Below are 26,343 nucleotides of genomic sequence, written 5' to 3'. Positions count from 1 at the left end.
TTCGCAAGAGCAGTGCTCTTGCGAGCCCATCAGAGATCTTCGATCTCTGAGGACGTTTTTCCACAAGCGGTTCGAGCGCGCCTCCGGCGCGACTCGAACCCGCTGTGGAAAAAGGTGGCTAGATACCGATAAACTGTGTGACCAGCCACTTCGTGGCGATGGAGGTGACGGAACCGATCCACGAGAGCATGACGAAGTGCATGTAGGTGTTGGCCTTGTGGCCGCCGTCGACGGTGCGGACCATCAGCGCAGACAGCATCGCGCCGAACATGATGACGATGATCAGGAGGAACTCGATCAGCGGGATGTTGTAGACGCCGGTGTTGATCAGCGTCGAGGCGTCGAAGTTCGACGACGAGGAGAGGTTCAGCGACATCGACGAGAGGATGTTGACGACCTGCAGGCCGATGAAGAAGGCGAAGGTCGAGGCGGCGGTGATACCGTACAGCAGGCCGATCAGCGTCGTCGCGGCCTGATTTCGCTGCTGGCGAAGCTGTTTGATGACGTTCATGTTCTGGGCGATGAGTTCACCCAGTTGTTTCGGCGACCCACCCATCTCGCGGCCGATGAGGTACATCTCCGAGAACGTCTGAATCAGGTAGGACCGACAGTCGGCGGTGAAAAAGCGCCACGCTTCGGCGGGTTCGATGCGCATGTTGAGTCGCTTGTACAGATCGTTGACGTTCGGGGTCAGTGCGCCGAAGTCCTTCTTGCGCAGGGTTCGCAGGACCATCGAGGTCGTCGACTGTTTGGCACCTTCCGTGGCACCGAGTGCACGGATGAAACTGGGGAACTCCTCGTCGCGGCCCTTGACTCTCTGCTCTTCCTGCCGGATGACGATGCCGGGGATCAGCAGTGGGGTGATCGGAATGACGGCGTACATCGACAGGGGAACCTTGTCGAGGAAAAAGAGGATGTGATCGAGCGTGATCGGCGACACGCCGAACATCCCGCCCAGCGAGATGAAAAAGAGGACGGCCGTCAGGCCGACGCCGGCGTACGTCGCCTTGTCGATGCGGTCTTCGATCTCTGAGGGATATTCTTCTGGGTGGAACCACAGCGGGTCGTAGGGAGCCATCGACCGGATGGCGAGGTAGAACCCGGACTGAACGAAGATGTACATCACGATGACGGCGCTGACGGTCATCGTCGGGTCCGTCCCGGTCAGCACCGGCAGGACGACCGCGAACACCAGCGCGAACGTCATCGACAGGACCATCGACAGATAGAGGTCCTTCATCACTTCGAGGTTGTCCAGCGTCCCTTCGTACACCGTCGTGTAGTTCTGGATGATCTGCTCCTGTTCGCTCAGGAGGTAGTCTTCCAGTGACTGACCCGCACCGAGCGTGTACGCGAGGCGGTCGAGGAAGTCGGAGACCGTGCGTGAGGGGACCTGTTTGGCACGGCGGCGACAGGCGTCGTCTAAGCTCTGGTTCCAGGTGTCGACCAGTTCGACGATGCGGTGCATCTCGTTTGCCAGTTCGCCGTACTCCTCTTCCTGTGCCAGCGTGCGGAACACTTCCATCCGGTCGATCTTGGTCGTCGCCAGCACCGTCATGTGGGTGACCATCAGGTGAAAGCGATTGTTGAGCTGCTGGCGACGCTGTGAGAGGAGGATCTTCGGGTAGAAGATCGCCGCCATCATCGCGAGGAAGCCAAGCAGCGGGATCGGTGCCCGGATCATCATCGGCAGGTCGAGCACCAGCGCGATGACGGTGCTGAACAGGAAGAAGACGATCGACGGCACCAGAATAAAGGAGAGGTACCGCTGGAGCGGAATATGCATCTGCTGGTAGGACTCCAGCAGGCCGCTGAAGATCTCTGACAGCGTCAGGTCGATCGAGTTCTCGGCTTCGTTCGAGCCCATTAGTCTGGTCGTGCGATCGTGAAGGGCAGGCCCTCCACGCCGTCACGCTGGAAGTCCTCGACGAGTTCGTTCACTTCGTGGTAGCCGACGATGTTCTCTTGGATCGCCCGCCGGATGATGTTCGCGCGGAACTCCAGTTCGTCGTAGATCTTCCGGGTGTCCTCGTACCCCAGCAGCGTCGCGATCTGTTCTTCGAGGACGTAGGAGTTGTTCATCGCCTGGAAGTTGATCTCGTCTGCGGCAGGGTCCCAGTTGAACGCCTGTCGCGTGACGACCCCGTCCATCTCCTTGGAGTAGCCCTCGATCTCCTGGACGGAGGTGACCCGACGCAGGACCTGATCGCCCTGCTTGACGCGGTTCTGGAACAGTGCTACGTCGGCGACGCCCATGAACGTCTCGGGGACGTTGATCGGTTCGCTGGTAAAGCGCTGGATCATGGAGACGATGTCGCTGGCGTGGAAGGTCAGCATCACCGGGTGGCCGGTCTGTGCGGCCTGGAACGCCATACGACCTTCTGCGCCACGAACCTCACCGAGGATGATGTAGTCGGGGCGAGATCGCAGTGCGGCGGCGACGAGGTCGAACATGTCGACGCTCGTCCCCTCGTCCTCGCCTTCCCGGGTGAGAAGTTGCTGCCACGTGTTGTGTGGCGGGAGAACCTCGGCGGTGTCCTCTGCGGTGTAGATCTTCGCGTCTCGGGGGATGAACGTGAAGATAGAGTTCAGCGTCGTCGTCTTCCCTGATGCCGTCTCCCCGACGACGAACACCGTCTGTTCGTTCTCCAGACAGAGCCAGAGGTAGGCCGCCATCTCGGGGCTGAGCGTGTTCCACTTCGTAATCTGGAAGATCGACAGCGGCGTCTCGGTGCCCTGACGGATAGTCAGCGAGGGGCCTTTGAGCGACACGTCGTCGGAGTAGATCAGGTTCAGACGCGACCCGTCGGGCAGCGTCGAGTCGACGATCGGATCGGAGTCACTGACAGGGTCGCCGACACGCTCGCCCATGTTGCGCAGCCACTGGTCGAACGCCTCTTCGGACTCCCACTCGACGGTCGTCTGGAGCATGCCGTAGACCTCGTGGTCGACGTGACACTCCTGTCGGCCGATGACGTGAATGTCCTCGTTGGCCGGGTCCCGCATCACCGGTTCGAGCGGTCCGAGACCGACGATGTCGCGATTGAGCCGATAGAGGATGTTCTCGTAGGTACTCTCGGTCACTTCGACTTTCCCGACACTGCCGAGGTTCGCGAGTCGCGTGAGGACGCCGTTGTCGCCCTCCTGATCGCGGATCTTCGTCGATTCCTGCAGGAGTTCCTCGATCCGGTCGTCGTACTCGTTCTCGTTCTGGGGGGCGGGCTTGGTGACGGACTTTCGGAGGAGTTTGTTGCGGACCTTGTCGAAGACGACCGACTCCTCTTCGTCGAGATTAGGCTCGATGGCGTAGTACTTCGTGTCCTGTCCGATGTCGCCGTAGACGTGACAGAAGATCGGCCCACCCACGGGGTAGAGGACGTTGGGCCGGTTTGACTCGTACTCGCCGTCGGCCTCCTCGATGAACATCGGGAACTCCCCGGTGATCTGCTTGAACTTCTTGAGGTGGTCACGCAGGTGTGGTCGTCGTGCCGCTACCTGTCGAAGCTCGTCCGATGGTTTGGGTCGTCCGTGGTCTGTCATTATGCAACACTCCTGGATTCGATGACGATGCCGGTTCCCGACCGAACCGAGAACCCGATGGTGTCACCGACCTGCTCGCCCATGCCAGCGAAGCGCTTGACGTTGAGCTGGCGGCGCACGTCGTTGCCGACCTCGATCATCTCGATCTCGATGAACACGTCGGCGATGGCCCGGAACGGACCGATCGCTTCTTCGTCCAGCGTCGAGGGGTCGACGGTCAGCATGATACACTTGCCCCGCGAGATCACGTCCCTGAAGAAGGAGATGATTTCGAGGGCGGCCTGCCGTTCCTCGTTCTGACGGACGAGTGCCTCGAATTTGGGGTCGTTTCGGAGGATGGCGTCGAACGTGTCGATGATGATCACGTCGGACTGCCACATCACCTCGGCTTCCATCAGCCGTCGGAGCAGCTCCTTGCGGTCTTGGTCCTCCTCGCCCCCGGAGAACGTGTTCCCGTCGCCGATGTCGGCGTGCAGGAAGAGGAGGTTCTCGTCGAGGATGTGATCGACCACGTCGTACGACAGCGAGTGCATCTGTTCGAGGAAGCTCCCGACGGTCAACTCCGTCGACAGCATCGTCACGTCGTGGTCCTCCTCGCAGAGACCGTAGCTAAAGCGCTGGCTCATCGCCGACTTGCCGGCCCCGTAGTCACCCTCCGCGAGGATGATACTGCCCGGTGGGATCCCGCCACCGAGTTCCTTGTTCAGTCGGTCGTGATCGTCCAGCCCCAGCGAGTACAGGTCGTTACGTGCAATACTCATGATCGGAATTCGAACACCTCCTCGTCGCCGTCGACGATCAACTTCACCCGGTGATCGCCCGGCGAGAGCGTCACCGATATCTCGACGCGGACGACCTCGCCCTGCCGCCAGGTGTCGGCGCCGCCCAGTAGCGTGACGCCCACGTCCGTCTGGTACAGGCCGTCGACGAGCACGTCGATCTGATCGGCCTCGGCGGGCAGTGTCGACGACCCCGTGTTCTTCACGTGGAGCGTGATGTTGTCGTTGCCACTTGAGTTGTACACCGCCGCACTGCCGCTGTCGGAGATTATCTCGATGTCGCTGCGTACGTCGGAACTGACACTGACACCTTGATCGTCGATCGCTTCGCTCAACTGCCCGACGCTGTCGGTGAAGACGCCGACGACGCTCGCGGCGACCATCATGCTCGCGATGAAGATAATCAGGTGTGACGCCGAGACGCCCGCCATTTACACCACCTCCGTCGTCGTGGTGTCGGCCACGCCGGTGCCGGTGACGAACTTGATCCGTCCCGGATCCGCCGTCAGTGACGTGACCGTGATGGTCAGTCGTTCCTGTGGGAGCCAGAGATCGGTCGCGGTGTCGCCGTCGACCGACGTATCGTACCCGGAGATGTAGCTGTTGTTCGCGAGGACATCCACCTCGCTGACGGTCAGTGACTCCCCACCAGTGTTGGTGACCTTGATCGTCAGTTCGCTGGTGGCTCCGTCCCAGGTCGCACTGGTGACGTTGATCGCCGTGTTTTGCTGGGCCAGCGTCCGGTCCGTGCGGTCGTCCTGCGCTTCGGAGACACGCTCGAAGCCGTTGGTCGTCGCCGTGTGGAACATCCCGAAGGCGATGAACATGCCGGCGAACACGATGGCCGCCGAGCCACTAACGCTGAAGCCCATCTGATCCCCCTCCACGGACCAGCTTCGACAGGACGATGGCGTCGGCCCCACTGTCGTCGTCTAGCTGACTGATGTACTGGAGGCTTCGCGTGTGCTGATCGATCGATAGCCCACCGTCGCCACCGGTCTCGTCGAAGCCACGCAGGATTTCGTGGAGGTCGTCGGCGACCGTCTCGTCGATCCAGTCGATCCGCTCGTAGTAGTCGATCGCACGGGCGGCTTCTCGGTAGCTGGCCTGTTCGAGCAGGTACTCCAGCCACTCGACGACGATGAGGTCGCTCGCGAAGCCACCGGGCAGTTCGTCGAGATAGGGCTTGCCGTCGCCGCTCCCCGTCGACTCGGACTGCGACGCAGTCGACGTGGTGGTTTCCGGTTCGGGGTCTGGCTCTGGTTCGGGGTCGGGCGTGACTTCCGGTTCAGGTTCTGGCTCAGGCTCCGGTTCGGGGTCGGGTGTGACTTCCGGTTCCGGTTCTGGTTCAGGTTCTGGCTCTGGTTCGGGGTCAGGCGTGACTTCCGGTTCCGATGCTGGCTCCGTCTCGGCGTCGACCGCCGCGTCCGCTTCCAGCCCGTCGTCTTCTGATTCGATGACCTCGTCGAATAGCTCGTCGTCTTCCAGCCCGCCGAGGTCGTCCTCGGCGTCGTCCAGTGCGTCGTCGGCCTCGTCGAACATTTCATCGGCATCGTCGACTCCCATCTCGTCGTCGTCTTCTTCGAGGCTCATATCGCCACCCGGACTCTCGCCTTCGGCCCACTCGGCGTCGCCCGAATCGTACTCGTCTTTCAGCTCCTGGAAGGATTTGCCGCCGTCTCCGTCACCACTGTCCCCGTCGCTGTCGTCCATTTCCATGCTCATGCTGTCGTCCTCCGCGAAATCGTCGAAGTCGTCGTCGAAGCTCCCACCGTCGTCCTCGAAGCCGCCGCCACCGTCGCCACCCTCGTCGGGAAACACGTCGTCGACACCGCCGCCGCCACCGCCACCGCCCATATCGCCCATGTCGCCGTCGCCGTCGTCCTCGACGAGGTCCTCGTCGAAAAAGCCCTCCGCGTCGGCGTTGACGATGTCCTCGTCGATGTCTTCCTCCTCTTCGCCGTCGTCGTTGTCGAACAGGCCGAAGCCACCGCCGCCACCGCCCATGCCGCCACCGCCCATACCGGCGTCGATGTCGTCGGCGAAGGGGTTGACACCGCGCGTGACCATCTCGTAGATGTCGAGTAGCTTGCGGACGTTCTCTTCGACCTCCTCGACGGACTCGCTGATCTGCTCGTTCTCCGTGCGCACGGTGTTGACCGTCGAGGACAGCGAGCCGACCTCGTTTTCGAGTTCGTCGAGGCGGTGTTCGAGTTCGTCGGTGTCCTGCCCGCCGGCGTCGTCCATGTCGCCGAACTCGTCGTCACCGAACCCACCCATGTCGTCGTCGCCACCCATCCCACCGAGGTCGCCGAACTCGTCGTCACCGCCACCGCCGTCGTCGGCCATCAATCCACCGCCGTCGGCGAGTTCGTCGTCACCACCGTCGTCGTCGCCACCGGCGTCCTCGTCGTCCGACAGTATCGAGTCGAACATGTTCTTGATACTCATCCCGACGAGCCCGCCACTGAGCAAGACGATGAGGGCGGGTGCGAAGACCGATCCCTCCGGGATCGTCACCTGTAACGCCGGGAAGACCGCGATACTACTCATCGTAGGTAAAAGAGGATGTTCACACCCTTCAATATTCTGCCTACCCTATCATATCTGATAACAGATTGGTTGTATTCGGTGTAAATATGTGTAATTAAGATTTTATTCAGAAATACTATCGTCTGACTATTCTTTCTACTGCGACGTACTGACTGGATCGTCAGACGACACCCAATCAGCGCGCCCCCGTCAGCCGGACGGCTTTCAGATGTCAGACACGAACCGGGCAGGGGTCCCCGGTCGTCGTTTTGATTGCCCCTGCTACAACGTCGCCGAGTCCTGACTGGCGCTCTTGACGATCAGATCGCCCGTCGCCGATTCGAGGCGGAGTGACCGTCCGTGGTCGCCGCCGATGTCTTCGCCGACGATCGGAATGTCGTGTGCTGCAAGCGTCTCGCGGACGCTCTCGGCGTTTCGGCTACCGATGCTGGCCCCGTTCTCAGAGAAGTCGAGCATATCGCTTCCGCCGGCAATCTTCGCCTCGATCGAGCGGCGACTGGCACCGACTCGCTCCAGTTCGTCGAGCAACACCTCGACGCCAGTGTCCGCGAACTTCGCACGTGCGCCGTCGCCCTCGTCGTACCGGGGTAACATTACGTGGACGAGGCCCGCTGCACCCGATTCGCTGTCGTACAGTGCGACGCCGATACACGAACCGAGCCCGCTCGTGGTCAACACTGCGTCGTCGGTCGTCACCGTGTACTCGGCGATTCCGACTTTCTTTCGCTCTGGCTGACCGGTCGCCGATTGCTCCGTTTGACTCCCGTCGTAGACCTTCATTGTCAGAATATCTGTTCGATGTCAGCGTCGGTCTCGTCGGCCCGGTCGACTTCGAGTTCGTCGAGCGCCTGTCGCAGTTCCCGTTCGTTGGGCAGCGCGTGGATCTCACTCCCGAACTCGATGTCGTCGGTTCGCATCTTGGATTCGATGATAAAGGAGTGTTCCTGCTGCTGGCCGACCTGTGCCGCGAGCGGATCGACGATGGCCTGACCCATGTCGTGGACCAGTCGCGGCGGCGTGTGATCGACGCTGGTCTGGAGTACGTTCGCCCACCCGTCGACGAAGCCACTCGTCATGATGTTCCCCAGCTCTTCGATGGCGGCCTTGTGGTGGTCGGTCAGCCCCTCACCCTCAGGCTGTGTCGGCATCAGCGCCTCGGCGACGTTCTGGGCCGACACCTCGTCGAACAGCACCATCAGGTAACCACTGGGTGCGCCGGTGAACTCGACGACAGTACCGACGTACATGTCGTTGCCGACCTGCTTTGGCACGTCCTCGATCGGCGCGAAACTGATCTGGGTCACCTCGGCCTCGGTCGGGATGCCGGTCATCATCTCGACGTTTTCGGCGGCCTTCTCGGTGCCGCTGGTGGTCATTTCGTTGAACACGCTCAGCTTGTCGATCGGGATGGCGTCGCTCTCAGACTCGGCGTGCTCGCTCATCAGCTCTGCCAGTGGCTCGTACTCGGGCAACATGTAGATGTAGAAGTTGACCGATTCGCCGACCCACTCGATCTGTGACTTGAAGACGAACACCTGTGGCTGTTCGTCCATCGCCGGGGCTTCGGGCAGTATCTCCGCCCCGTTGCCCTCGATGTACGTCGGCGGACTGTGATCGATCGTCGTTTCGAGGTAATCGGCCCACCCGTCGATGAAGCCACTCATCATGATGTTGCCGATCTCCTTGACGCCACTCTTTGCCATCTCGCTGTCCGCGCCGCCGGGGAGCAGCGCCTCTGTGATCGGGCCGACGGAGTCCGCCTCGAACACGAGGACGGTGTCTCCTTCGAGCGCGCCCTGAAAGTCGAACTGCACACCGACGAACTCCTGCCCGGTGAGTTCTTCGCCGACGTCCTCGCGGTTCAACAGCGTGATCTTGGTCACGTCGACGACTGCGTCGATGCCAGTCATCTGGCTCAGCGACGCGGTCGCCTGTTTGGCCCCCTCGTGAGCAAGCTGATTGAACGTTCCGAGCGACTGAATGTCGACTTTCATCTTACGAGGGCACGACGTCCTCGATGGCTTCCATCACGCTCGGTTTCTGGAACGGCTTGGTGATGTAGCCGTCGGCACCGGCTTTGACGGCCTCCTTCATCTTCTCTTCCTGGCCGACACTCGTGCACATGATCACGTTGGCGTCCGGGTTCGAAGTCTTGATCTCGTCGGTCGCCTCGATCCCGTCCCGGATCGGCATGACGATGTCCATCATCACCAGATCTGGTGTCTGTTCCTTGTACACTTCGACGGCTTCCACACCGTTTTCCACTTCTCCCACGATGTTGTGGTCCTCTTCGAGGATCTCACGCAGGAGGTTACGCATAAACTCTGAGTCGTCGGCGATCAGTACGTCTGGCATACCTATCACTACAGATGTACCGCGAATGTCTAAATAAACCCTTGCACGGAATTATCGGCTGTGATATTCGATCGACGGCGGCAGGACGCCGTTTTATCGGCAGCCCACGATACTGTCGCCCGTCTTTACCGGGGTGATGTCGAGCGTGAATGGTTCGTGATACTGTTGGTGTCCCCTCGTGAAGAGATTCGCCACCTCGCTGTGGGAACATCGTTCACGAATTCACACCGACAGTACGAGTAGCGAGGCGGCAACAGTCTGGCACGGGCGTACTACAGATTGACACCGTCGTCGCCCTGAACGGCGGCGAGCAACTCCGCGATGGAATCGTCGGGCGAGCAGTTGCTCGACGCGACGAGCTTTTGCAGGCTCTCCGGTGGATACCGGACGGGAACGTTCGACTCGCTCAGGAGAATTCCGAGCACCTCCTCGACCGGCGTCGACCCGTCGACCTGCCGTGCGTACCAGAGCATCAGGCTCTCGAAGACGGTGATGATATCGTTCGACACCATCCGTTGCTGACTGACCGACCCGTCGAACTTCGCCGTCACGTCGAAGCCGTACCGAGAGCTTCCCTCCTCCATGTTCTCGGTGAGCCATTCGTGGACCGTCGCAGCGTTGAGTGTCGGCTCCGGCGGTGCTGCTTGTTCGCGCTGCTGGGTCGATTCTGGCTCTGCTGGCTGCGTGGCGTTCTTCTCGGCTCGCACATCAGACGAGACGACGAATCGTCCGTCGTCGATCTCTTCGACGTGGTCGTTGTCGGCGATGTCGAGTTCCTCGGGCGAGAGGATCTTCCCGTCTTCCGGGTTGGGCGTGTCCGGCCCTTCAGGCATGTGTAACTCTGTGCCACACTCGAACATAAGTCCGTCGCCCACCGATGGCTCTGGGCGATGAACGAAAGCAAAAGAAAAGTCGGACGGCTTAGAGGCTAACGGCGGATTTCCCGGAGAGGGACTCGGGCACGACCAGCGTGGCCGTGGTCTCGCCACCGGCCTGCGTGTTGAGTTTGATCGATGCGGTCGTCCCTTCGTAGAGGTCAGCGGTGATGAGGTCTCCCGTCCCGTCACCCGGATCGGAGAAGCCACTATCCACCGCACTCGCTGCGTCGGCGGAGTCGGTCTGGAACTTCATGGTGGCGCGGTCGGCGGGGTCGTTGAGGACGTTACTGTTGGAGATGGAGTTGTCGTCGTCCTGGAACGTCGAGGTGAGGAATGCACCGTCACCCGAGGTTCCACCACCCTCGTTCTGTGCCTCTTTGCTGACGATGTCGAAGGTCCCGTCGGAGGAGACCCACTGTGCGGTGGTGGTCGTCAGGTCGACGTTGTCGGCACCGGGGGCTTTCTTGACGGTGAGTTCGACCGTCGTCACCTCGGAGCCGGCCTCGTCAGTGGTGATGTCTTCGCCGACGGCGTTGACGACCTGAAGTCGATTGGTCACTTGCGCACTGGATTGTTCACCGCTCTCTTCGGCACTGGACTGCAGGAAGCCGGCGGTGTTGATCAGGACACCGGCGGCGATGGCGGCGACCAGGACCATCGCGATGAACACGATGAGGGTCCCGATCCCGACCTGCCCGCGGTCGTTGTCGTTGTCGTTGGTGAGTCGGTCGATCATAGTTGTGGTCTGCCCCGAGTGCGGTCCACTCCGGACGCTATCCCAACGTGGACATCTCCCGGTAATAAGGGTAACTCGCGAATTATCACTCCTGAAACTCGATTTCACCGATGATATCGTCGATCCAGCCACTGAGTTCGTGGACTACGGTACGAAAAACTGTGTTACGGACTGTCGATCTGTGATCGACCTCGCCCCAGGGGTGTAATCTCTGCATGACGTGACAGCCATCCCGTCACTCGGCTGTCGCTCTCGACTGGATCTGGTGTGACAGAAAACAGGAAACAGAAGGTCGTCTACAGGCTGACGGCGGACTTCCCGGAGAGGGACTCGGGCACGACCAGCGTGGCCGTGGTTTCGCCACCGGCCTGCGTGTTGAGTTTGATCGACGCGGTCGTTCCTTCGTAGAGGTTCGCACCGACTCGGTCGGCGGTACTGTCGATGTTGGGATCTTGTGCAGCAGCCGGCACGGAGTCGGTCTGGAACTTCATGGTGGCGCGGTCGGCGGGATCGTTGAGGACGTTACTGTTGGTGATGGAGTTATCGTCGTCCTGGAACGTCGAGGTGACGAAGATCGCATCCCCGCTGGTCCCGCCGCCCTCCGTCGTCGCGGTGTAACTGACGATGTCGAAGGTCCCGTCGGAGGAGACCCACTGTGCGGTGGTGGTCGTCAGGTCGACGTTGTCGGCACCGGGGGCTTTCTTGACGGTGAGTTCGACCGTCGTCACTTCGGAGCCGGCTTCGTCAGTGGTGATGTCTTCGCCGACGGCGTTGACGACCTGGAGCCGATTGGTCACTTGCGCACTGGATTGTTCACCGCTCTCTTCGGCACTGGACTGCAGGAAGCCGGCGGTGTTGATCAGGACACCGGCGGCGATGGCGGCGACCAGGACCATCGCGATGAACACGATGAGGGTCCCGATCCCGACCTGCCCGCGGTCGTTGTCGTTGTCGTTGGTGAGTCGGTCGATCATAGTTGTGGTCTGCCCCGAGTGCGGTCCACTCCGGACGCTATCACAATGTGGACACTACCCGGTAATAAGGGTAACTCGCGAATTATCATGCCTGAAATCGAATATCGGCCGTGATATGCTCTGATTTTGCTGATGAGAATGTCGCCATCAGGGACGAGAACTGCGCCACTGATGTCTTGCTACCGGCTGGTGACTGTTGGAGAAACTAAAGAAAAAACCGATGTCCGTTACAGGCTGACGGCAGACTTGCCGGAGAGGGACTCGGGCACGACCAGCGTGGCCGTGGTCTCGCCACCGGCCTGCGTGTTGAGCTTGATCGACGCCGTCGACCCTTCGTCGAGGTCCGCTTGGACACGGTCTGAATTAGACAGTGCTGCGTCAAGGTTGTCGGTCGAATCGGTCTGGAACTTCATGATCGCCCGGTCGGCGGGATCGTTGAGGACGTTACTGTTGGAGATGGAGTTGTCGTCGTCCTGGAACGTCGAGGTGACGAACGCAGCGTCACCGTCGGTTCCACCACCCTCGTTCTGTGCGGTCTTGCTGACGATGTCGAAGGTCCCGTCGGAGGAGACCCACTGTGCGGTGGTGGTCGTCAGGTCGACGTTGTCGGCACCGGGGGCCTTCTTGACGGTGAGTTCGACCGTCGTTACCTCGGAGCCCGAGTCGTCGACGATGTCGGTCCCGACGGCGTTGACGACTTGCAGTCGGTTAGTGACCTGTGCACTGGATTGTTCACCGCTCTCTTCGGCACTGGACTGCAGGAAGCCGGCGGTGTTGATCAGGACACCGGCGGCGATGGCGGCGACCAGGACCATCGCGATGAACACGATGAGGGTCCCGATCCCGACCTGCCCGCGGTCGTTGTCGTTGTCGTTGGTGAGTCGGTCGATCATAGTTGTGGTCTGCCCCGAGTGCGGTCCACTCCGGACGCTATCACAACGTGGACACTACCCGGTAATAAGGATGACTCGCGAATTATCATGCCTGAAAACACCTATCTCCAGATGAAAAGAAAGGATTCACGAATGAGAACGGCGGTTTCGACCGGTTTGTTCGGGTGTTCTCGGTCGATGGGTGAGACGTGAGAAGCATCGAACCGGTCGCCGATCCGCGATCGTTCCTCGGTGTTCCGTGTGCGTGCTCCATTCAGTCGTATGTCACGAGGCTGTACATCACGAACAGGAACCCGAACGTCGTCAAGCCACTGTTGACCAGCAGCAGCGACCGGACACCGCTGAAGTCGTTCACGAAGGCACTGATCATCGTCGCCGTCGCCCCGGCGACTGCGAGGGCAAACCCCAGCGACAGGTGGAGCATTGCATCACGTGACGTCTGTACGTACGCGCGCATCGCCATCCCGACCATGGTAAGCCCCGCGACGACGAAGACCAGCGTAGAGATCGCGTAAAGGAGTTCTATCATCGGCACTGTTCTCTGCTTCCACAGTGGTTCTATTAAAACCTCCCTCGAAAATATCTCTCCTGATAATTGACTCGAAAGCTGATAACGAGTCTCCTCGGACGCGTATCTAGCCTTCAGAGAGCGTTCGCCACGCCTCGTCTAGCTTGTTGGTCACTTCCGAGCGGTCTTCGACTTGGACGGATAGCCCGCCGTCGAAGTCGACGGTCACTTCCTCGACCGAGCGTCGATACACCTTGATTCGGCGGCGGTCGTCCGAGAGGATGTTGTCGTGTAGCTCCAGCAGGTCGTGCTCGGTCAGTTCGTCGATACGGCGATAACACGTCGCGATCGGGATGCCGAGTTCGTCGCTAAGCTCCTGGGCGGACGCGGGTTCGTCCGTGGCATCCAGGATCTCTGCGCTGTATTTGTTTCCCAGCGTCTGCAGAATATCCACTGAAGCCATCGGTTATCAAATAGTATATTCTGTCGACTATAAAGCTATCGCCCGTGATACTGCCCGTAATCGGGTGATTACTTTTGGGTGATCGTCTGGCCGGTAACACGGAGAAAACCGCTACCGTCTTGCGTTTTCTCGGTTAATAATCACGGGTCGTTAGATCGGTGAGTCCTCTTCGCTCATCATCGAGAACGCACTCGCGTTCTGGTGGACTCGAATGCCACCCCATTCGATCTCCATGGGATAGATGTCGGTCTCGATGTTTTGCTTGCGCATCTTCGCGACCCAGACGTAGCGGTTGACACCCGAGTCGGTCGGCGTCTGGATCAGGTAGATGTTCCCGTCGGTCAGGTAGTTCTCCAGTCCGATGTCCGTATCGGGGAAGACAGCTCCCTGTTCGTTGGTCATCAGCGTCGTCAGTTCGTTACTGTTGAGGATGTCGGTGAACTTCAGCAGATACGTTCGCTTCTCTTTTTCGTTCTCGAAGAAGAGTTCGAACATCGTCAGCGAGTCCAGCACGAGCCGATCGTACTGGTCGTCTTCGAGGTCATCGAGCAGAAGTTCGAGCGAAGACGAGAAGTCGTTCTCTCGGAGCAGCACCTGCTTGTCGTAGATCTTGATGTCACCGTTCTCGACGTACTCGGGCCACTTGTCGAAGCCGATCGATTCGGCGGCTTCTCGCAGATCGGATTCGTTCTCTTCGAAGGAGAGATAGATTCCCTTCTCGTCGAACTGTTCGACCCCATTGTAGATGTACTGGAGACCGAGAATCGACTTCCCTGCACCAGGATTTCCACTGACCAGTGTCGTCGAGTTCTTGACGATACCACCGTTCAGAATGTCGTCGAGACCGTCGATGCCTGTCTTCGTTAGTTCGATCATTTTTGATGTATCAGGGGCTGGCAGTCTGGAATTGCGTTGTACTCTCGGGGCTGAGTAAAAAAGTCTTGCTCCCTAATTCGAGTGGACTGCCTGTGGATCGACCCAGATGACGAAGTCGTCGTCGCGTTTGACGACGCCCTGAATCGAACCGTTGCTGTTGGTCCCCGGTGATTCGTCGACCTGTTCGTCGTCGACCTGGACGACCTGATCGACCTCGTCGACGAGCCAGCCTGCGGCGCTCTGGTCTTCGATGATCTCCGGGTCGAAGACGATGATCCGCTGTTCGGTGCCGTTGTCGGTGATCCCGAACACCGACTTCGGATTCACGATTGATGTCGTGCGCCCGCGCAGGTCCATCACGCCTTCGACGTGCCGTGGCGCGTTCGGGACCTTCGTCAGGTCGCCAACGTCGACGATCTCGGTGACGTAGTCGATGCTCACGCAGTACGTCTCCTCGCCTAGCTCGAATTCGAGTACCTGCCCATCTGTTGTTGACATGCCTATGGACTCCCGGTGATTACCCGTATCGAACCAGTACGCAGACTTAAAGTTGCCCTCTATGCTATCAAATGTGATTACACGGTCGGAGTCTTTATTTTGGTTCCTCGCCCGCATTCTGCATAGCAATGTTTCCCTGCGTGACTCGCTCGATTACCATCTCCGATGTGCGTGGACACGGGTGATCTATGGTCGGAGGATCTCCCCGTGCCGTCGTCGCGGACGACTCTCATTTCATGCGCAGCGTCATCTCCGACATCCTCGAAGAGGGTGGCGTCGACGTCGTCGCAGAGGCAAAGAACGGCCGCGAGGCAGTAGCCCTCGTCGACGAACACCGCCCCGACGTGGTGACGATGGACGTCGAGATGCCCGAGATGAACGGTATCGTCGCCGTCGAGCAGATCATGGACCGGTGCCCGACGCCGGTCCTGATGCTGTCGGCTCACACCGACGAGAACGCCGATGTGACCTTCGAGGCACTCGACAACGGCGCGGTCGACTTCTTCACCAAGCCCGGTGGGGAAGTCTCGATGGAGATGTCCCGGCTGAAAGACCAACTCGTCGATATGGTGCTGTCGGTTGCGCAGGTCGACGTGACGGCACCGTCGGGGACGACCGGGACGGGTTCGACACAGCAGTCGACCGCGACGACTCCCAGTGCGACCGCGTACGAGGACGATCCGACGCTGATCATCGGTTCGTCCACGGGTGGTCCCAAGATGGTCGAGTCCGTCCTCTCGGAGTTGCCACTGGAAGCGGACTTCCGTGTGTTGGTCGTCCAGCACATGCCCGGTGGCTTCACCGGTCGATTCGCCCAGCGGATCGACGCTCGCAGCGACTACGAGGTGCGCGAAGCACAGGACGGCGACCGTATCGGTGGCGGAGAGGCACTCGTCGCCGCAGGGGACTACCACATGCGCGTGAAGAACTACCGGAACGGACGACTGCGCGTCAAGCTATCGAGTGATCCACCGGTCAACAGCGTCCGGCCGGCGGTCGACGTGACCATGGAGACGGCCGCGGACGTTATCGGCGACCCGCTCATCGGCGTCATCCTCACCGGGATGGGCAACGACGGTGCCGACGGGATCCGCCGGATCAAGGCGGCCGGGGGCAGAACGATCGCTCAGGACGAAGCGACTTCGGCGGTGTACGGTATGCCCCAGCGGGCCGCCGAAACCGGCTGTGTGGACTCGATCCTGCCGATCGACGACATTCCCACGGGAATCGTGGAGACGATCAAACGAGAGGTGACCTAACATGAACGACCAGTATCTCGACGCGTTCATTCGAGAAAGCGAAGAGGCGATCACGGAACTGAACAACTCACTGCTGGATCTCGAATCCGATCCAGAAGACACCGAGGCGATGGAGTCGATCTTCCGCACCGCTCATACCCTGAAAGGGAACTTCGGTGCGATGGGGTTCGACGATGCGGCGTCGCTGGCCCACGCCATCGAGGATCTCTTGGACGAGATGCGCGATGGCAACATGCCAGTCACGTCGGACGTGATGGACCTGATCTTCGCGGGCGTCGACAAGATCGAAGTGATCGTCGGCGAGATCGAAGCCGATGGTGAATCGAACACCGACGTCGACGCCATCGTCGACGACCTTCGAACCGTGCTCGAAGAGGGTGTCGACGCCGCCGAGGACGCTACCGGTGGTGCCAGCGGCGACGACGAGGGCGAGGACACCGTCGTCTCGGCAGGCGCTGACAGCGGTTCGTTGACGGCAAACACGGACCTCAGTCCCGATGCGGCCGACGACAGCGTCGTCGCCACGACGGTTTCAGTCGGCGACTCGGACATGCTCGGCGTCGATGCCATGCTGGCGATCGAAGCCATCGAGGACCATTTCGCCGTCCTCGACGCCGCTCCCGACCGTGACACCGTCGAGGACGGTGACTTCGAGGAGACGTTCGTCCTGTATCTCGACGCGCCGGACGTGGCGACGGTCGAAGCGACCCTCGACAGCGTCGGCAAGGTCGAAGACGCCAGTGGGACCGACGTGACCGACCAACTCAGCAGCGACGCGAGCAGTGGCGGTGGCACCACCGAGCACAAGGTCGACGAGATCAAGTCCGTCCGCGTCGACGTCGACCAGCTCGACGACCTCCACGGACTGGTCGAACAGCTCGTGACGAGCCGAATCAAGCTTCGCCGCGCCGTCGAGCAAGACGATCTGGACGGTGCAAGCGAGAATCTGAACGAACTGGACAAGATCACGGCGAACCTCCAGAACACGGTGATGGACATGCGCCTGATCCCGCTGAAGAAGGTCGTCGGGAAGTTCCCCCGCCTCGTGCGGGACCTCTCGCGGGAACTGGGCAAGGAAGTCGACTTCGAGATCGAAGGCGAGGACATCGAACTCGACCGAACGATCCTCACCGAGATATCCGATCCGCTGATGCACATCCTCCGGAACTCGGTCGACCACGGGATCGAAGCACCGGACGTGCGCGAAGAGAAGGGCAAGCCCCGGACCGGCTCCGTCGAACTCCGGGCCTCTCGCGAGCGCGACCACGTCATCATCGAGGTCGAGGACGACGGTGCCGGTCTCGACGTGCAGGGGATCAAGAACAAGGCCATCGAGAAGGGCGTCCGGTCGCCCGAGGAACTCGAAGCGATGGACGACTCGGCGATCTACGACCTGATCTTCCATCCGGGCTTCTCGACGGCCGACGAGGTCACGGACACGAGCGGGCGCGGCGTCGGGATGGACGTGGTCCACGACACCGTCACACAACTGGACGGCTCGGTCAACGTCGAGTCGACGCCGGGACAGGGATCGACGGTTTCGCTGCGCCTGCCGGTGACGATGGCTATCGTGAAGGTTCTCTTCGTCGAGGTCGGTGACGAGGAGTACGGCATCCCGCTGAAGAACGTCGACGAGATCACCCGCGCCGACGACAAAAAGCACGTCAACGGCAAGGAAGTGATCAAGCACAACGACGAGATCTACCCGATCATCCACCTCGGGGATACCTTCGACGTGCCCGGGCAACACGCCAACGGCGACGGTATGCTCGTCCGCGTCAGAGAATCCGAGCGACAGGTCGCCTTACACTGTGACTCGGTCAACAGTCAGGAGGAAGTCGTCGTCAAACCACTGGAGGGCATCCTCAGTGGCACGCCCGGTCTCTCCGGGACGGCGGTGCTCGGCGATGGCAACATCGTCCACATCCTCGACGTGGTGACGCTATGATGGGGGACCGACGATGAGCAAAGGTGACGAGCGTCAGTTCCAGACCCTGATCGATTTCATCGGGTCGGAGATGGACTTCGAGTCGGGCTTTTACAACGATGCGTACCTCGACCGCCGGATCACCGCTCGAATGCGCCGGACCGACACCGACACCTATCAGGCGTACAAGCGATTGCTCGAGCGAGACGACGGCGAGCGCGAGGAACTGCTCGATTCGCTGTCGATCAACGTCACCGGCTTCTTCCGCAACCCCGAGGCGTGGGAGAGTTTGCGGAGCGTTCTCCGTGACCTGACTGCCCAGAAACGTCGGGTGCGCCTCTGGAGTGCGCCCTGTGCCGACGGCCGGGAACCGTACTCGGCGGCGATGCTCGCACTCGACGACCCGGAAATCGACGACCGATCCGTCTCGATTCTAGCGACGGACATCAACCACGACATCCTCCGCGAGGCCCGCAAGGGCACCTACGAGACCTCCCATACGACCGACATCGCGAAGGAACTGGCCCCGCTCGACGATTACGAGGACTACATCGAGCAGGAGGGCGATGCGTTCCGCGTGCGCAAACCGGTCTCTGATATGGTCACCTTCGAACAGCACGACCTGATCCGTGGCGACCCGAAACGGGACTTCGATCTGGTTTTCTGTCGAAACCTGCTCATCTACATCGACGGCGAATTCAAGGTCCCCATCTTCGAGACGATCGAACAGTCGCTGCGGGCCGACGGCTATCTGATGATCGGGATGACCGAGACGCTGCCCTCCGCCTGTCGTAGTTCCTTCGAGGCGGTGGACAAGCAACACCGCATCTACCGGAAGTCATGAGCCTCTACCAACTGGAACGGGACGGCAAAGTACAGGACCTGATTCGGGCGCTCCGGGAAGCGGACAACCCCAAGGTCCGTGCGCGTGCAGCGGAGCTACTCGGAAACTTCCCAGAACACGACGACCGCAAGGACATCGTCAACGCACTGGTCGGCGGTGCCCAGAGCGACGACAGCCGCATCGCCGCCCGTGCCGTCGACTCGCTGGACGAACTCGGTGGCGACGCTATCGAACAGTTGATCGCCGACATGGCCGGCGTCGACTTCGGCGAGGACGGTGGCGCTGGGTGGGTCAAAGCCAAGGCGTTCGTGCAGGCACTTGACGCCGACGTGCCGGAGTTGCGGATGGCCGCGGCCAACGGACTCGGCCAGCTCGAACAGGCAGACACCGTCAGTCACCTCGCCGACGCCTTCGACGACAGCGACCCGCGCGTCCGGGCACGGGCCGCGCGAGCCTGTGGCAAGATCGGCGACCCGAGAGCAGTGGCACCGCTCGAATCGCTGCTGTCCGACCCGAAGGCGGCCGTCCGTCGCGAGGCAGCCAACGCGATGGGTGCGGTCGGCAATCGACAGGCCCTGCAGGCACTCTTACCGCTGTACGAGGACGACAACGAGCGCGTCCGGCGGATCGCTGTCGGTGCGTTCGGCAACTTCGGCAACGACCGGCCGGTCGACTATCTGGTCGAGTCTCTGACCGACGAGTCACCGGCGGTCCGTCAGGCGGCGGTGTACTCGCTGATCGAACTGCTCTCGAACGTCCCGACCGAGCAGAGCCACCAGATCAGGGACACCGTCGTCGAGAAACTCTCCTCGACCGACGACCGCAGCGTCGTCGTCCCACTGGTCGAGATTCTAGAAGAGAGCAGCCAGCCCGCACAGCGACGGAACACGGCGTGGCTGCTGGGGCGCGTCACCGGCGAGGAAGAGCGCACGCGCGTCATCGAATCGCTGATCGACGCGCTGTTCGAGGACGATCAGATGCTCCGGCAGTTCACCGCCACCAGCCTCGCAGAGATCGGTGGTGACGACGTGGAACGGCGCCTGCTGTCGGTCGTCGAGGACGACAGCAACGACCCGGACGTGCGCGCACAGGCGATCTTCACGCTGGGCAAGATCGGCACCGAACGCTCACGCAAGACGCTGGATCGGATCATCAACGACACCGAGAACGAGACGATCCGCAAACGCGCGTTCTCGGCTATCTCGAAACTCGGCGGACGGCGGTGAGGTAGATGGGGAACGGCGAACAGAAACTGGCCGATACGAAGGGCAAGTTCGTACAGGTCGTCACCGACGGCCGAAAGCGAAACGACATCGACTGGCAGCCCGGTCGGATCATCCTCTCGAACCGGCGGATGGTACTGGTCAGTAGCGAAGGCAAGCGCCAGATCCCGCTCTCGAAGATCACCTCGATCACGGGCCGGGACAACGTCAACAGGGCCATCGCGAAGGTGTCTGGCTATCTCTCCTTGCAGGTCGGTGCCAACGTCACCCTCATCGCGCCCCAGAACATCGAGGAGTTCGAGGCGACGCTGTACAGCGCCTTGCTCGACCAGACCGTCGTGCTGGTCAAACACCCGGCCGTCGAGGGCGGAGTCGTCCAGGACGCCGACTGGGAGAAAGGGCGCATGAAGATCGGCGACGACGCGGTCGATCTGGCGCTCACGTCCGGTTCGTTCGTCGAACTCGAAGTCGACGACGTTGGCAGCGCCGAGTTACAGACAAAGACCGTGATGGGCAAACAACGCCGCGTCGTCGAGGTCGAACACACTATCGAAGGGACCAGCGTCGAGACCCACGTTTCGGGCAGCAAAAGTGACGTGTCCGTGCTGGCGTCCTACGTCCGCCGTGGCGAACAGGCCAACGAGGTCGACGTGGAACTCTCGAAAGAAGAGAACGAGGTGCTCATGGCGCTGTACACCGGGGTGTCACCCTTCCAGATCCCTGACTTCGTCGGCATGGACATCGAGCAAGTCGAGGAGATCTACGACCGACTCATCGAGTATGGTATCCTCGAACCCGTGCGAACGCGCCGTGAAGTCGAGCTAGAGGCTCGTGGTCGCTCGATCGCCGGGGAAGCGGTCTCCGAGCAGTGACTCGCTGCAACTGCTCTTTTTGATCGCCTCGCTGGTCGCTGCCGTGGCAGTGACTGCGACCGGCCATCTCGCCGGTGAGCGCACTCAGGAGTTCACGTCTTCGAGGTAGCGACTCGCGACGACCTCGCCCTTTGGTGTGAGTGCTGGACCGTCCGGTGAGTCCTGTACGAGACCGTCGTCCTCCAGATCCTGTAGCAACATCGTCACCTGTGCGCCGTCGATACCGAGGATGTCCGCCAGTGGCATCCCCTCCATATCGCCAGTCGAGTAGATTGCGACCAGTATCTCGGTCTTGTCGTTGGTGAGTTCGATGTCGCGCAACTCCTCCATGAGGTCGCTGTACTCCAGCCGGAGGTATCGGCCGAGGATCGACATCTTTCGGGGCGAGGGCATCGCTGCCATCGTCGTCACTGCGGTCCCGTTCATCATGTGCCGGAAGGTGAGTGTCGGCCGGTTGGCACCCCCGATTTCGCGGGTCGTCCGCTGGAAGTCCGTCACTGTCGCCAGATCGACCATAAAGGAACGATTCGGCGAGCGGAACTCGACGGTCCCGTCCTCGATGTACAGGCGTGCCGTCGAGAACTCCTCGTCGGTCACCCGGCCACCGACCCGCGCGCGTTCCTTGACAGTCGTCTCGGTTCCGTTGAGGATCGCCTTGAACAGCACCGTCGAGAACTTCGTGATCTTGTCATCTTCGGCCTCGACGACCGCGACGTAGCGTTCCTGATCGCGCTCGAACGCCACCGTCACCGTCGAGTCGAAGAAGTCACCCAGATCCGGGGGGATGTGGCCGACGGCGATGTCGAACACCGACGACAACGGAATGGTGAACTTGTCGTTCTCGTTGGCCGCGAGCACCAGTCGCTTCTGGCTGAGCAGCACCCGCCCCCGAACCGGTTCGGTGGTCGCCATCACCTCCGCGTTGAAATTGCCGACGAAATCAGCGATGACGGATTCCGACATTGATCACTCGTCGTCTCCTACCGCGGCAGGAATCTTATGGGTTTCGCGCCAATATCAATCGAGAGAACGAAAATCGCCGCTGATACTGTGGGGCGACGCCGCCGAGGCACTCACTCGTCGAGTCGCTCCGCGATACTGGCAAGCGAATCGTCGGGGGCGTCGGTCGCCGAGTAGACGACCCGCTGGCCCGGTGTCCGAAGCCCGTAGGTGTATCCCGGGGTCACGATGTCGAGGTGTACCGAGCCACCGAGCGCGCAGTCACTCGCTTCGAACCACTCGACCAAGCGGTTCTCACCGTCGTCCTCGCGAGCGAGGCGCTTGTTGTCTGTGACGTGACGGAGCATCAGCGTCCCGTCGAGGGTCGTCTCGACGGCGGCGTGATAGCTCGTCCCGTCGAGCACGCACTCGATCACGTCGTCCGCCGACAGGTCGAGGTCCTCGGGCAGTTCGATCCGGGGACGGCCGGTGCGCCCGACGCGTCCGATCGTCACCCGACGGGTCTCGACGGCGTCGTGATCACTCGGAAGTCGGTCGGCCACGACCGGTTATTCGTCGTCGTCGCCTTCGCCCAGCAGGTCTGCGACCTCGCCGCTGCCGTGCTCGCTGACTTTCGCGTTGATCTGGGCGGTCTCGTCGCTGATCTCGCGGCCACGGACGGTGATGCGCTTTCGCTCGCCGTCGCGGGTCGGCTTGTAGCCGACGCCGCCGTCGGTGAGGATCGACTTCGTGCCGATGCCGCGCACGTCGGGGCGCATCGGGCGACCGGCCGCGTCGGAGCCGCCGGTGAGTTCGAGCGTGAAGCCGTCGAGACCGACGGCACTGCCGTCGACCTCGTCGCCGAGTTCGCGGCCCATGAATCGGTTTGCGTCCTGATCGTCGACATCGAGCTGGTAGGTGGTGCCGGTCTCCGGGTCGGAGAGAGCGACCGTGAATTCTGCCATACCCACTGATATTGCGCGCCACTTCAAAAGCGCGTCGGACTGTCTCTCCACTTGCCCCGACGCCACGCCGTACTCCGCTGGTACCACTCGCCGACTGTCACGGGCCGAACCGTTATTCGGCTGAGTCTCCGAGCGACGGTATGGATCTCTCCGTCGTCGACCTCTCTCCGGTTCCCGAGGGTGGTACTGCCGCCGATGCCTACGAGAACACCGTCGCAGCAGCGCGACAGGCCGAACGGCTCGGCTACTCCCGGTTCTGGGTGGCCGAACACCACGGCATGGGTGATCGACTCGCCGGGACGACACCCGAGGTGTTGCTCGCCCATCTCGCCGCAGAGACCGAGACGATCAGGCTCGGTTCGGGAGCGGTGTTGCTCAACCACTACCGACCGTTCAAAGTCGCCGAACAGTTCGGTGCGCTCGATGGGCTTGCACCGGGACGGATCGACGCCGGACTGGGGCGTGCGAACGGCTCACCGGCCGTCGACCGCGCGTTCGGGACCGAGCGCCACGTCGAGAACCCGGACGAAGACCACGCCGAGAAAGTCGAGGCGGTCGTCAATCACCTCTACGAGGACTATCCCGACGGCCACGCCTACGCCGACCTGTCGATTCCGCGCTCGAACGCGGCTCCACCCGTTCCGTGGGTGCTGGGTTCCAGTCCGTCGAGCGCACAGATCGCCGGTGAACTCGGATTGCCGTACTGCTTCGCTGCGTTCATCCGACCGCAGTTCGCCGCGTACGCCTTCGAGGACTACATCGATCACTTCCAGCCCTCGCGGCTGGCCGGCGGTCTCGACGAGCCACACAGCATGGTCGCGGTCAACGCGGTCTGTGCCGACACCGACGCGGCGGCGGCGCGCCTCCGAGCGGTGGCCGAGGCGAGCTACAAGCGGATGGAGCGGGGCGAGGTCGGCACGACCCCGTCGGTCGACACTGCCATCGACGAACTCGGCGGTGTTCCCGACCAGACGCCCGCGCGCCTCGACGAAGACGAGTGGCCGCGTGCGCTGTCGGGTAGCCCATCGACGCTCGCGGGACTGCTCGAACAGCTCTCGGATCGCGTCGGTGCCGACGAGGTGATGATCCAGCACGTCGTCGCCGATCACGACGACGCGTTGCGCTCGCACGAACTGCTTGCCGACGGTGTCGGGCTCACGCCGCGCTGATCGGCCGTCCTCGCGAGGCTGTTGGACGATAGACACTCAGAGCGGCGAACGGCTATGTTTATTATCGACAATGTTCGATTCCAAGGTATGGCAACACATAGTCCTCCGAGCGGTGACGATGGCACCGGTGACGTGACACTCCCCTCCGTCGTCCCGTTCGAACTCCCGTACGTGAGTCGGATGAGCTGGGAACTCGGATCTCGCGTCGTCGAGGACGACCAATCGACGGCAGTCGGTGAGTGGGACCACACTGGCCGGCCGTGGTCGCTGTCGGTGTTCCGCGTCACGAGCGCGACGTGTCTCGTCCGCCTTCGAACACCGGTCGGCCGGGAACGGTTCTACGGGACCGCCCAGAACGATCTTGCATCTGCCCTCCCGGCTCTCGACGATGCACCGTCCTGGCACCGTCGCGAGTGATACTGTCGGCTGTAATTCTGTGAAGCACTTCGCCATCACGGAGTGACGAATATCTTGAAATAGTTACAGCCAACAGTATGAGCATCGATCTGCCCAGCGAGGGTCGGCTACTCTCGGGCGTCGACGACCGTCGTCACACGAGCGTTTTCTTTGAGCCTGATCCCCGCACCGCCGACCGACAGGGGAATCCGGTGGAGTGCATCGAGCGTGAGCGTCGGGTGTGAGACGCCCCGTTCCAGCAGTTCGGTGCGGGGCTGGACCGTTACCGTCGCGTCATCGGCCAGCGACTCGTTGTATCCGAGCAGGTACTGCCCCGCCTCCAGCGTCCACCACTCGTAGTCGTCGTCGGGATTGCGCTTGCTCGACGCGTGGGCGACGGTCTCGGCGGCTTCGAGTTCACCACCACCGAAGTCGACGCGGCCGGGTTCGGTCACCTCGTAGACCTCGGCGACCGTCAGATCGAAGCCGTCGTCGTGGCCCTGCGTCGGTTCGTGGACGATGTCGGTGACGTACTCGGCGTACATGCCCGGACGGTCGGCCGCTTGGCTGAAAAGCTCACTCCTCCCACCGGAACTGCCCCGCTTCGAGGACGGTCTCGCCGTCGATCTCCAGTCTGCCGGACTCCCGGAGGTCGGTGAGCAGGTCCACGTGAACGGCGCTGTCGTTGCCCGGTCCGTCTGGGACACAGGCGTCGTAGGCCCGCCCGAGTGCGAGGTGGACCGTCCCGCCCATCTTCTCGTCGAAGAGGATGTTGTCCGTGATCCGGTCGACGCCGCGGTTCATGCCGATGCCGAGTTCGCCCAGCCGACGCGCTCCCGCGTCGGTGTCGAGTACCTCGCCGATGGCTGCCTCGCCCTGCGCGGCGCTGTAGTCGACCACTTCGCCGTCCTCGAAGACGAGGTACACGTCGCGCACGCGCGTACCGTCGACGGTCATGGGCACGTCGAAGGTGACCTCCCCCTCCGTGGCGGTCGGTGCGGTAAACACCTCGCCTGACGGGAGATTGTGCGAGTCGTAGGCCACCGAGGCCGCGGAGTTGACCGCCACTCGGTCGGTGATCGACATGGTGAGATCGGTGCCCTCACCGACGATCCGAACCGCTTCGCCCGCGTCGAGCAGGTCTTTCAACTGGGCCATCTCCTCGGCCAGTGTCTCCCAGTCCCGAAGGACGGCGTCGTAGACGAAATCGCGGTACGATTCGTAGCTCATCCCCGCCCGCTGGGACATCGCTCTGGTCGGATGTTGCGTCGACACCCAGTCGGTGTCGAGTCTGGCCTCTCTGATTCCCTCGCGGGCCCGCCGGTAGGCTTGCCGGCGTTCGCCGGGCACGTCGCTCGACTCGGCCGTGTTTCGGCTCCCCTTCAATACGAGCACGCTGTCGGCTCGTTCGTAGAGGGCCTGCTCGTAGGTCGGATCGTCCTCGAAGTCGCCGTCGTGGGCACGCAGGTACGCCCGCGTCATCTCGTCCGATCCGTAGGTCGCCAGTAGATTCGCCCCGCGTTCGCCCAGTGCCGTGGCGACGGCGACTCCGAGGTCGTGTGCGCCTTCATCGACCTGTACGATCACGTCGTCGCCCGCTTCGATCTGTGCGCTCCAGTCGACCAGTACCTCGGCGTGGTCGCTGACTCGTCGGTCCATACCCGCTCGTCGGCCGGTGCGAATAAAACCCCACTGC

Annotated in this window: 29 protein-coding genes; 7 read left to right on the top strand and 22 right to left on the bottom strand. The window is 61.7% G+C overall.

All coding sequences use genetic code 11. The features are described from left to right. Positions 1-118: 118 nt before the first annotated feature. From arlJ to AC5FRW_RS10280, 17 genes are all read right to left on the bottom strand, one after another. Complete coding sequence (arlJ, locus tag AC5FRW_RS10360; RefSeq protein WP_493568376.1) at positions 119-1,867, bottom strand: archaellar assembly protein ArlJ/FlaJ; 1,749 nt, start codon at positions 1,865-1,867, stop codon at positions 119-121. Beyond that, complete coding sequence (flaI, locus tag AC5FRW_RS10355; protein ID WP_493568375.1) at positions 1,867-3,540, bottom strand: archaellum flagellar ATPase motor FlaI; 1,674 nt, start codon at positions 3,538-3,540, stop codon at positions 1,867-1,869. The genes arlJ and flaI overlap by 1 nt, the downstream gene beginning before the upstream one ends. Then, positions 3,540-4,301 (bottom strand): archaellum protein ArlH, encoded by a 762-nt coding sequence (gene arlH / locus AC5FRW_RS10350; protein WP_493568374.1) that lies wholly within the window; start codon positions 4,299-4,301, stop codon positions 3,540-3,542. Before arlH ends, flaI begins: the two co-directional genes overlap by 1 nt. Beyond that, complete coding sequence (gene arlG / locus AC5FRW_RS10345) at positions 4,298-4,750, bottom strand: archaellum stator protein ArlG (RefSeq protein WP_493568373.1); 453 nt, start codon at positions 4,748-4,750, stop codon at positions 4,298-4,300. Before arlG ends, arlH begins: the two co-directional genes overlap by 4 nt. Then, positions 4,751-5,191, bottom strand: a complete 441-nt coding sequence (arlF, locus tag AC5FRW_RS10340) for an archaellum stator protein ArlF (protein WP_493568372.1) — start codon at positions 5,189-5,191, stop codon at positions 4,751-4,753. Then, positions 5,175-6,872, bottom strand: a complete 1,698-nt coding sequence (locus AC5FRW_RS10335) for a FlaD/FlaE family flagellar protein (protein ID WP_493568371.1) — start codon at positions 6,870-6,872, stop codon at positions 5,175-5,177. Before AC5FRW_RS10335 ends, arlF begins: the two co-directional genes overlap by 17 nt. A gap of 261 nt (positions 6,873-7,133) precedes the next feature. Then, the gene (locus AC5FRW_RS10330) at positions 7,134-7,652 is read right to left on the bottom strand and encodes a chemotaxis protein CheD (RefSeq protein WP_493568370.1); all 519 of its coding nucleotides are present in this window, start codon (positions 7,650-7,652) and stop codon (positions 7,134-7,136) included. Positions 7,653-7,654: 2 nt separating this feature from the next. Next, on the bottom strand, positions 7,655-8,866 hold the full coding sequence (locus tag AC5FRW_RS10325) for a chemotaxis protein CheC (RefSeq protein ID WP_493568369.1): 1,212 nt from the start codon (positions 8,864-8,866) through the stop codon (positions 7,655-7,657). Between the two features lies 1 nt (position 8,867). Next, complete coding sequence (gene cheY, locus AC5FRW_RS10320; protein WP_012807767.1) at positions 8,868-9,227, bottom strand: chemotaxis protein CheY; 360 nt, start codon at positions 9,225-9,227, stop codon at positions 8,868-8,870. A 272-nt stretch (positions 9,228-9,499) separates the two neighbouring features. Further along, positions 9,500-10,060, bottom strand: a complete 561-nt coding sequence (locus AC5FRW_RS10315) for a DUF7500 family protein (RefSeq protein WP_493568368.1) — start codon at positions 10,058-10,060, stop codon at positions 9,500-9,502. 88 nt (positions 10,061-10,148) lie between these two features. Next, entirely contained in the window at positions 10,149-10,841 is a 693-nt protein-coding gene (locus AC5FRW_RS10310; RefSeq protein ID WP_493568367.1) for a flagellin, read from the bottom strand. A gap of 296 nt (positions 10,842-11,137) precedes the next feature. Beyond that, positions 11,138-11,815, bottom strand: coding sequence for a flagellin (locus tag AC5FRW_RS10305; RefSeq protein ID WP_493568366.1), 678 nt, complete (start codon positions 11,813-11,815; stop codon positions 11,138-11,140). Positions 11,816-12,042: 227 nt separating this feature from the next. Continuing rightward, positions 12,043-12,708, bottom strand: a complete 666-nt coding sequence (locus tag AC5FRW_RS10300) for a flagellin (RefSeq protein WP_493568365.1) — start codon at positions 12,706-12,708, stop codon at positions 12,043-12,045. 253 nt (positions 12,709-12,961) lie between these two features. Beyond that, on the bottom strand, positions 12,962-13,237 hold the full coding sequence (locus AC5FRW_RS10295) for a DUF7521 family protein (protein WP_493568364.1): 276 nt from the start codon (positions 13,235-13,237) through the stop codon (positions 12,962-12,964). A gap of 106 nt (positions 13,238-13,343) precedes the next feature. Continuing rightward, positions 13,344-13,679, bottom strand: a complete 336-nt coding sequence (locus tag AC5FRW_RS10290) for an ArsR/SmtB family transcription factor (RefSeq protein ID WP_493568363.1) — start codon at positions 13,677-13,679, stop codon at positions 13,344-13,346. Positions 13,680-13,829: 150 nt separating this feature from the next. Further along, complete coding sequence (locus AC5FRW_RS10285; protein ID WP_493568362.1) at positions 13,830-14,555, bottom strand: RAD55 family ATPase; 726 nt, start codon at positions 14,553-14,555, stop codon at positions 13,830-13,832. A gap of 72 nt (positions 14,556-14,627) precedes the next feature. Continuing rightward, positions 14,628-15,053, bottom strand: a complete 426-nt coding sequence (locus tag AC5FRW_RS10280; protein WP_493568361.1) for a chemotaxis protein CheW — start codon at positions 15,051-15,053, stop codon at positions 14,628-14,630. A gap of 188 nt (positions 15,054-15,241) precedes the next feature. Between AC5FRW_RS10280 and AC5FRW_RS10275 the strand changes: the two genes are divergently transcribed. The 5 genes from AC5FRW_RS10275 to AC5FRW_RS10255 are packed head-to-tail and all read left to right on the top strand — an operon-like array spanning position 15,242 to position 21,178. Continuing rightward, positions 15,242-16,312, top strand: coding sequence for a protein-glutamate methylesterase/protein-glutamine glutaminase (locus tag AC5FRW_RS10275; RefSeq protein ID WP_493568360.1), 1,071 nt, complete (start codon positions 15,242-15,244; stop codon positions 16,310-16,312). A 1-nt stretch (position 16,313) separates the two neighbouring features. Further along, the gene (gene cheA / locus AC5FRW_RS10270; protein WP_493568359.1) at positions 16,314-18,260 is read left to right on the top strand and encodes a chemotaxis protein CheA; all 1,947 of its coding nucleotides are present in this window, start codon (positions 16,314-16,316) and stop codon (positions 18,258-18,260) included. A gap of 13 nt (positions 18,261-18,273) precedes the next feature. Then, positions 18,274-19,083 (top strand): CheR family methyltransferase, encoded by an 810-nt coding sequence (locus AC5FRW_RS10265; protein WP_493568358.1) that lies wholly within the window; start codon positions 18,274-18,276, stop codon positions 19,081-19,083. Beyond that, the gene (locus AC5FRW_RS10260; RefSeq protein ID WP_493568357.1) at positions 19,080-20,309 is read left to right on the top strand and encodes a HEAT repeat domain-containing protein; all 1,230 of its coding nucleotides are present in this window, start codon (positions 19,080-19,082) and stop codon (positions 20,307-20,309) included. Before AC5FRW_RS10265 ends, AC5FRW_RS10260 begins: the two co-directional genes overlap by 4 nt. A gap of 5 nt (positions 20,310-20,314) precedes the next feature. After that, positions 20,315-21,178: a CheF family chemotaxis protein gene (locus AC5FRW_RS10255; protein WP_493568356.1), complete on the top strand. Its 864-nt coding sequence runs from the start codon at positions 20,315-20,317 to the stop codon at positions 21,176-21,178. An 84-nt stretch (positions 21,179-21,262) separates the two neighbouring features. Here the strand turns inward: AC5FRW_RS10255 and AC5FRW_RS10250 are convergent, their stop codons facing one another. The 3 genes from AC5FRW_RS10250 to AC5FRW_RS10240 form a co-directional block, all read right to left on the bottom strand. Beyond that, complete coding sequence (locus tag AC5FRW_RS10250; protein WP_493568355.1) at positions 21,263-22,141, bottom strand: CheF family chemotaxis protein; 879 nt, start codon at positions 22,139-22,141, stop codon at positions 21,263-21,265. Positions 22,142-22,251: 110 nt separating this feature from the next. Further along, entirely contained in the window at positions 22,252-22,680 is a 429-nt protein-coding gene (locus tag AC5FRW_RS10245; protein WP_493568354.1) for a DUF7112 family protein, read from the bottom strand. A gap of 6 nt (positions 22,681-22,686) precedes the next feature. Then, complete coding sequence (locus AC5FRW_RS10240) at positions 22,687-23,082, bottom strand: 30S ribosomal protein S6e (protein WP_493568353.1); 396 nt, start codon at positions 23,080-23,082, stop codon at positions 22,687-22,689. A gap of 140 nt (positions 23,083-23,222) precedes the next feature. Between AC5FRW_RS10240 and AC5FRW_RS10235 the strand changes: the two genes are divergently transcribed. Continuing rightward, positions 23,223-24,251 carry an LLM class flavin-dependent oxidoreductase gene (locus AC5FRW_RS10235; RefSeq protein WP_493568352.1) on the top strand — a complete coding sequence of 343 codons (1,029 nt, stop codon included), beginning with the start codon at positions 23,223-23,225 and terminating at the stop codon, positions 24,249-24,251. A gap of 87 nt (positions 24,252-24,338) precedes the next feature. Beyond that, positions 24,339-24,668, top strand: a complete 330-nt coding sequence (locus AC5FRW_RS10230; RefSeq protein WP_493568351.1) for a hypothetical protein — start codon at positions 24,339-24,341, stop codon at positions 24,666-24,668. A gap of 107 nt (positions 24,669-24,775) precedes the next feature. Here the strand turns inward: AC5FRW_RS10230 and AC5FRW_RS10225 are convergent, their stop codons facing one another. Together AC5FRW_RS10225 and AC5FRW_RS10220 are read right to left on the bottom strand one after the other, a co-directional pair. Next, entirely contained in the window at positions 24,776-25,192 is a 417-nt protein-coding gene (locus AC5FRW_RS10225) for a dCTP deaminase/dUTPase family protein (RefSeq protein ID WP_493568350.1), read from the bottom strand. A 31-nt stretch (positions 25,193-25,223) separates the two neighbouring features. After that, a complete protein-coding gene (locus tag AC5FRW_RS10220) occupies positions 25,224-26,306 on the bottom strand; it encodes an aminopeptidase (RefSeq protein ID WP_493568349.1) in 1,083 nt (360 codons plus the stop codon). Positions 26,307-26,343 lie beyond the last annotated feature (37 nt).

The sequence above is a fragment of the Halomicrobium sp. HArcht3-1 genome, assembly GCF_058933345.1.
This window is presented reverse-complemented; position numbering and strand designations above follow the sequence as displayed.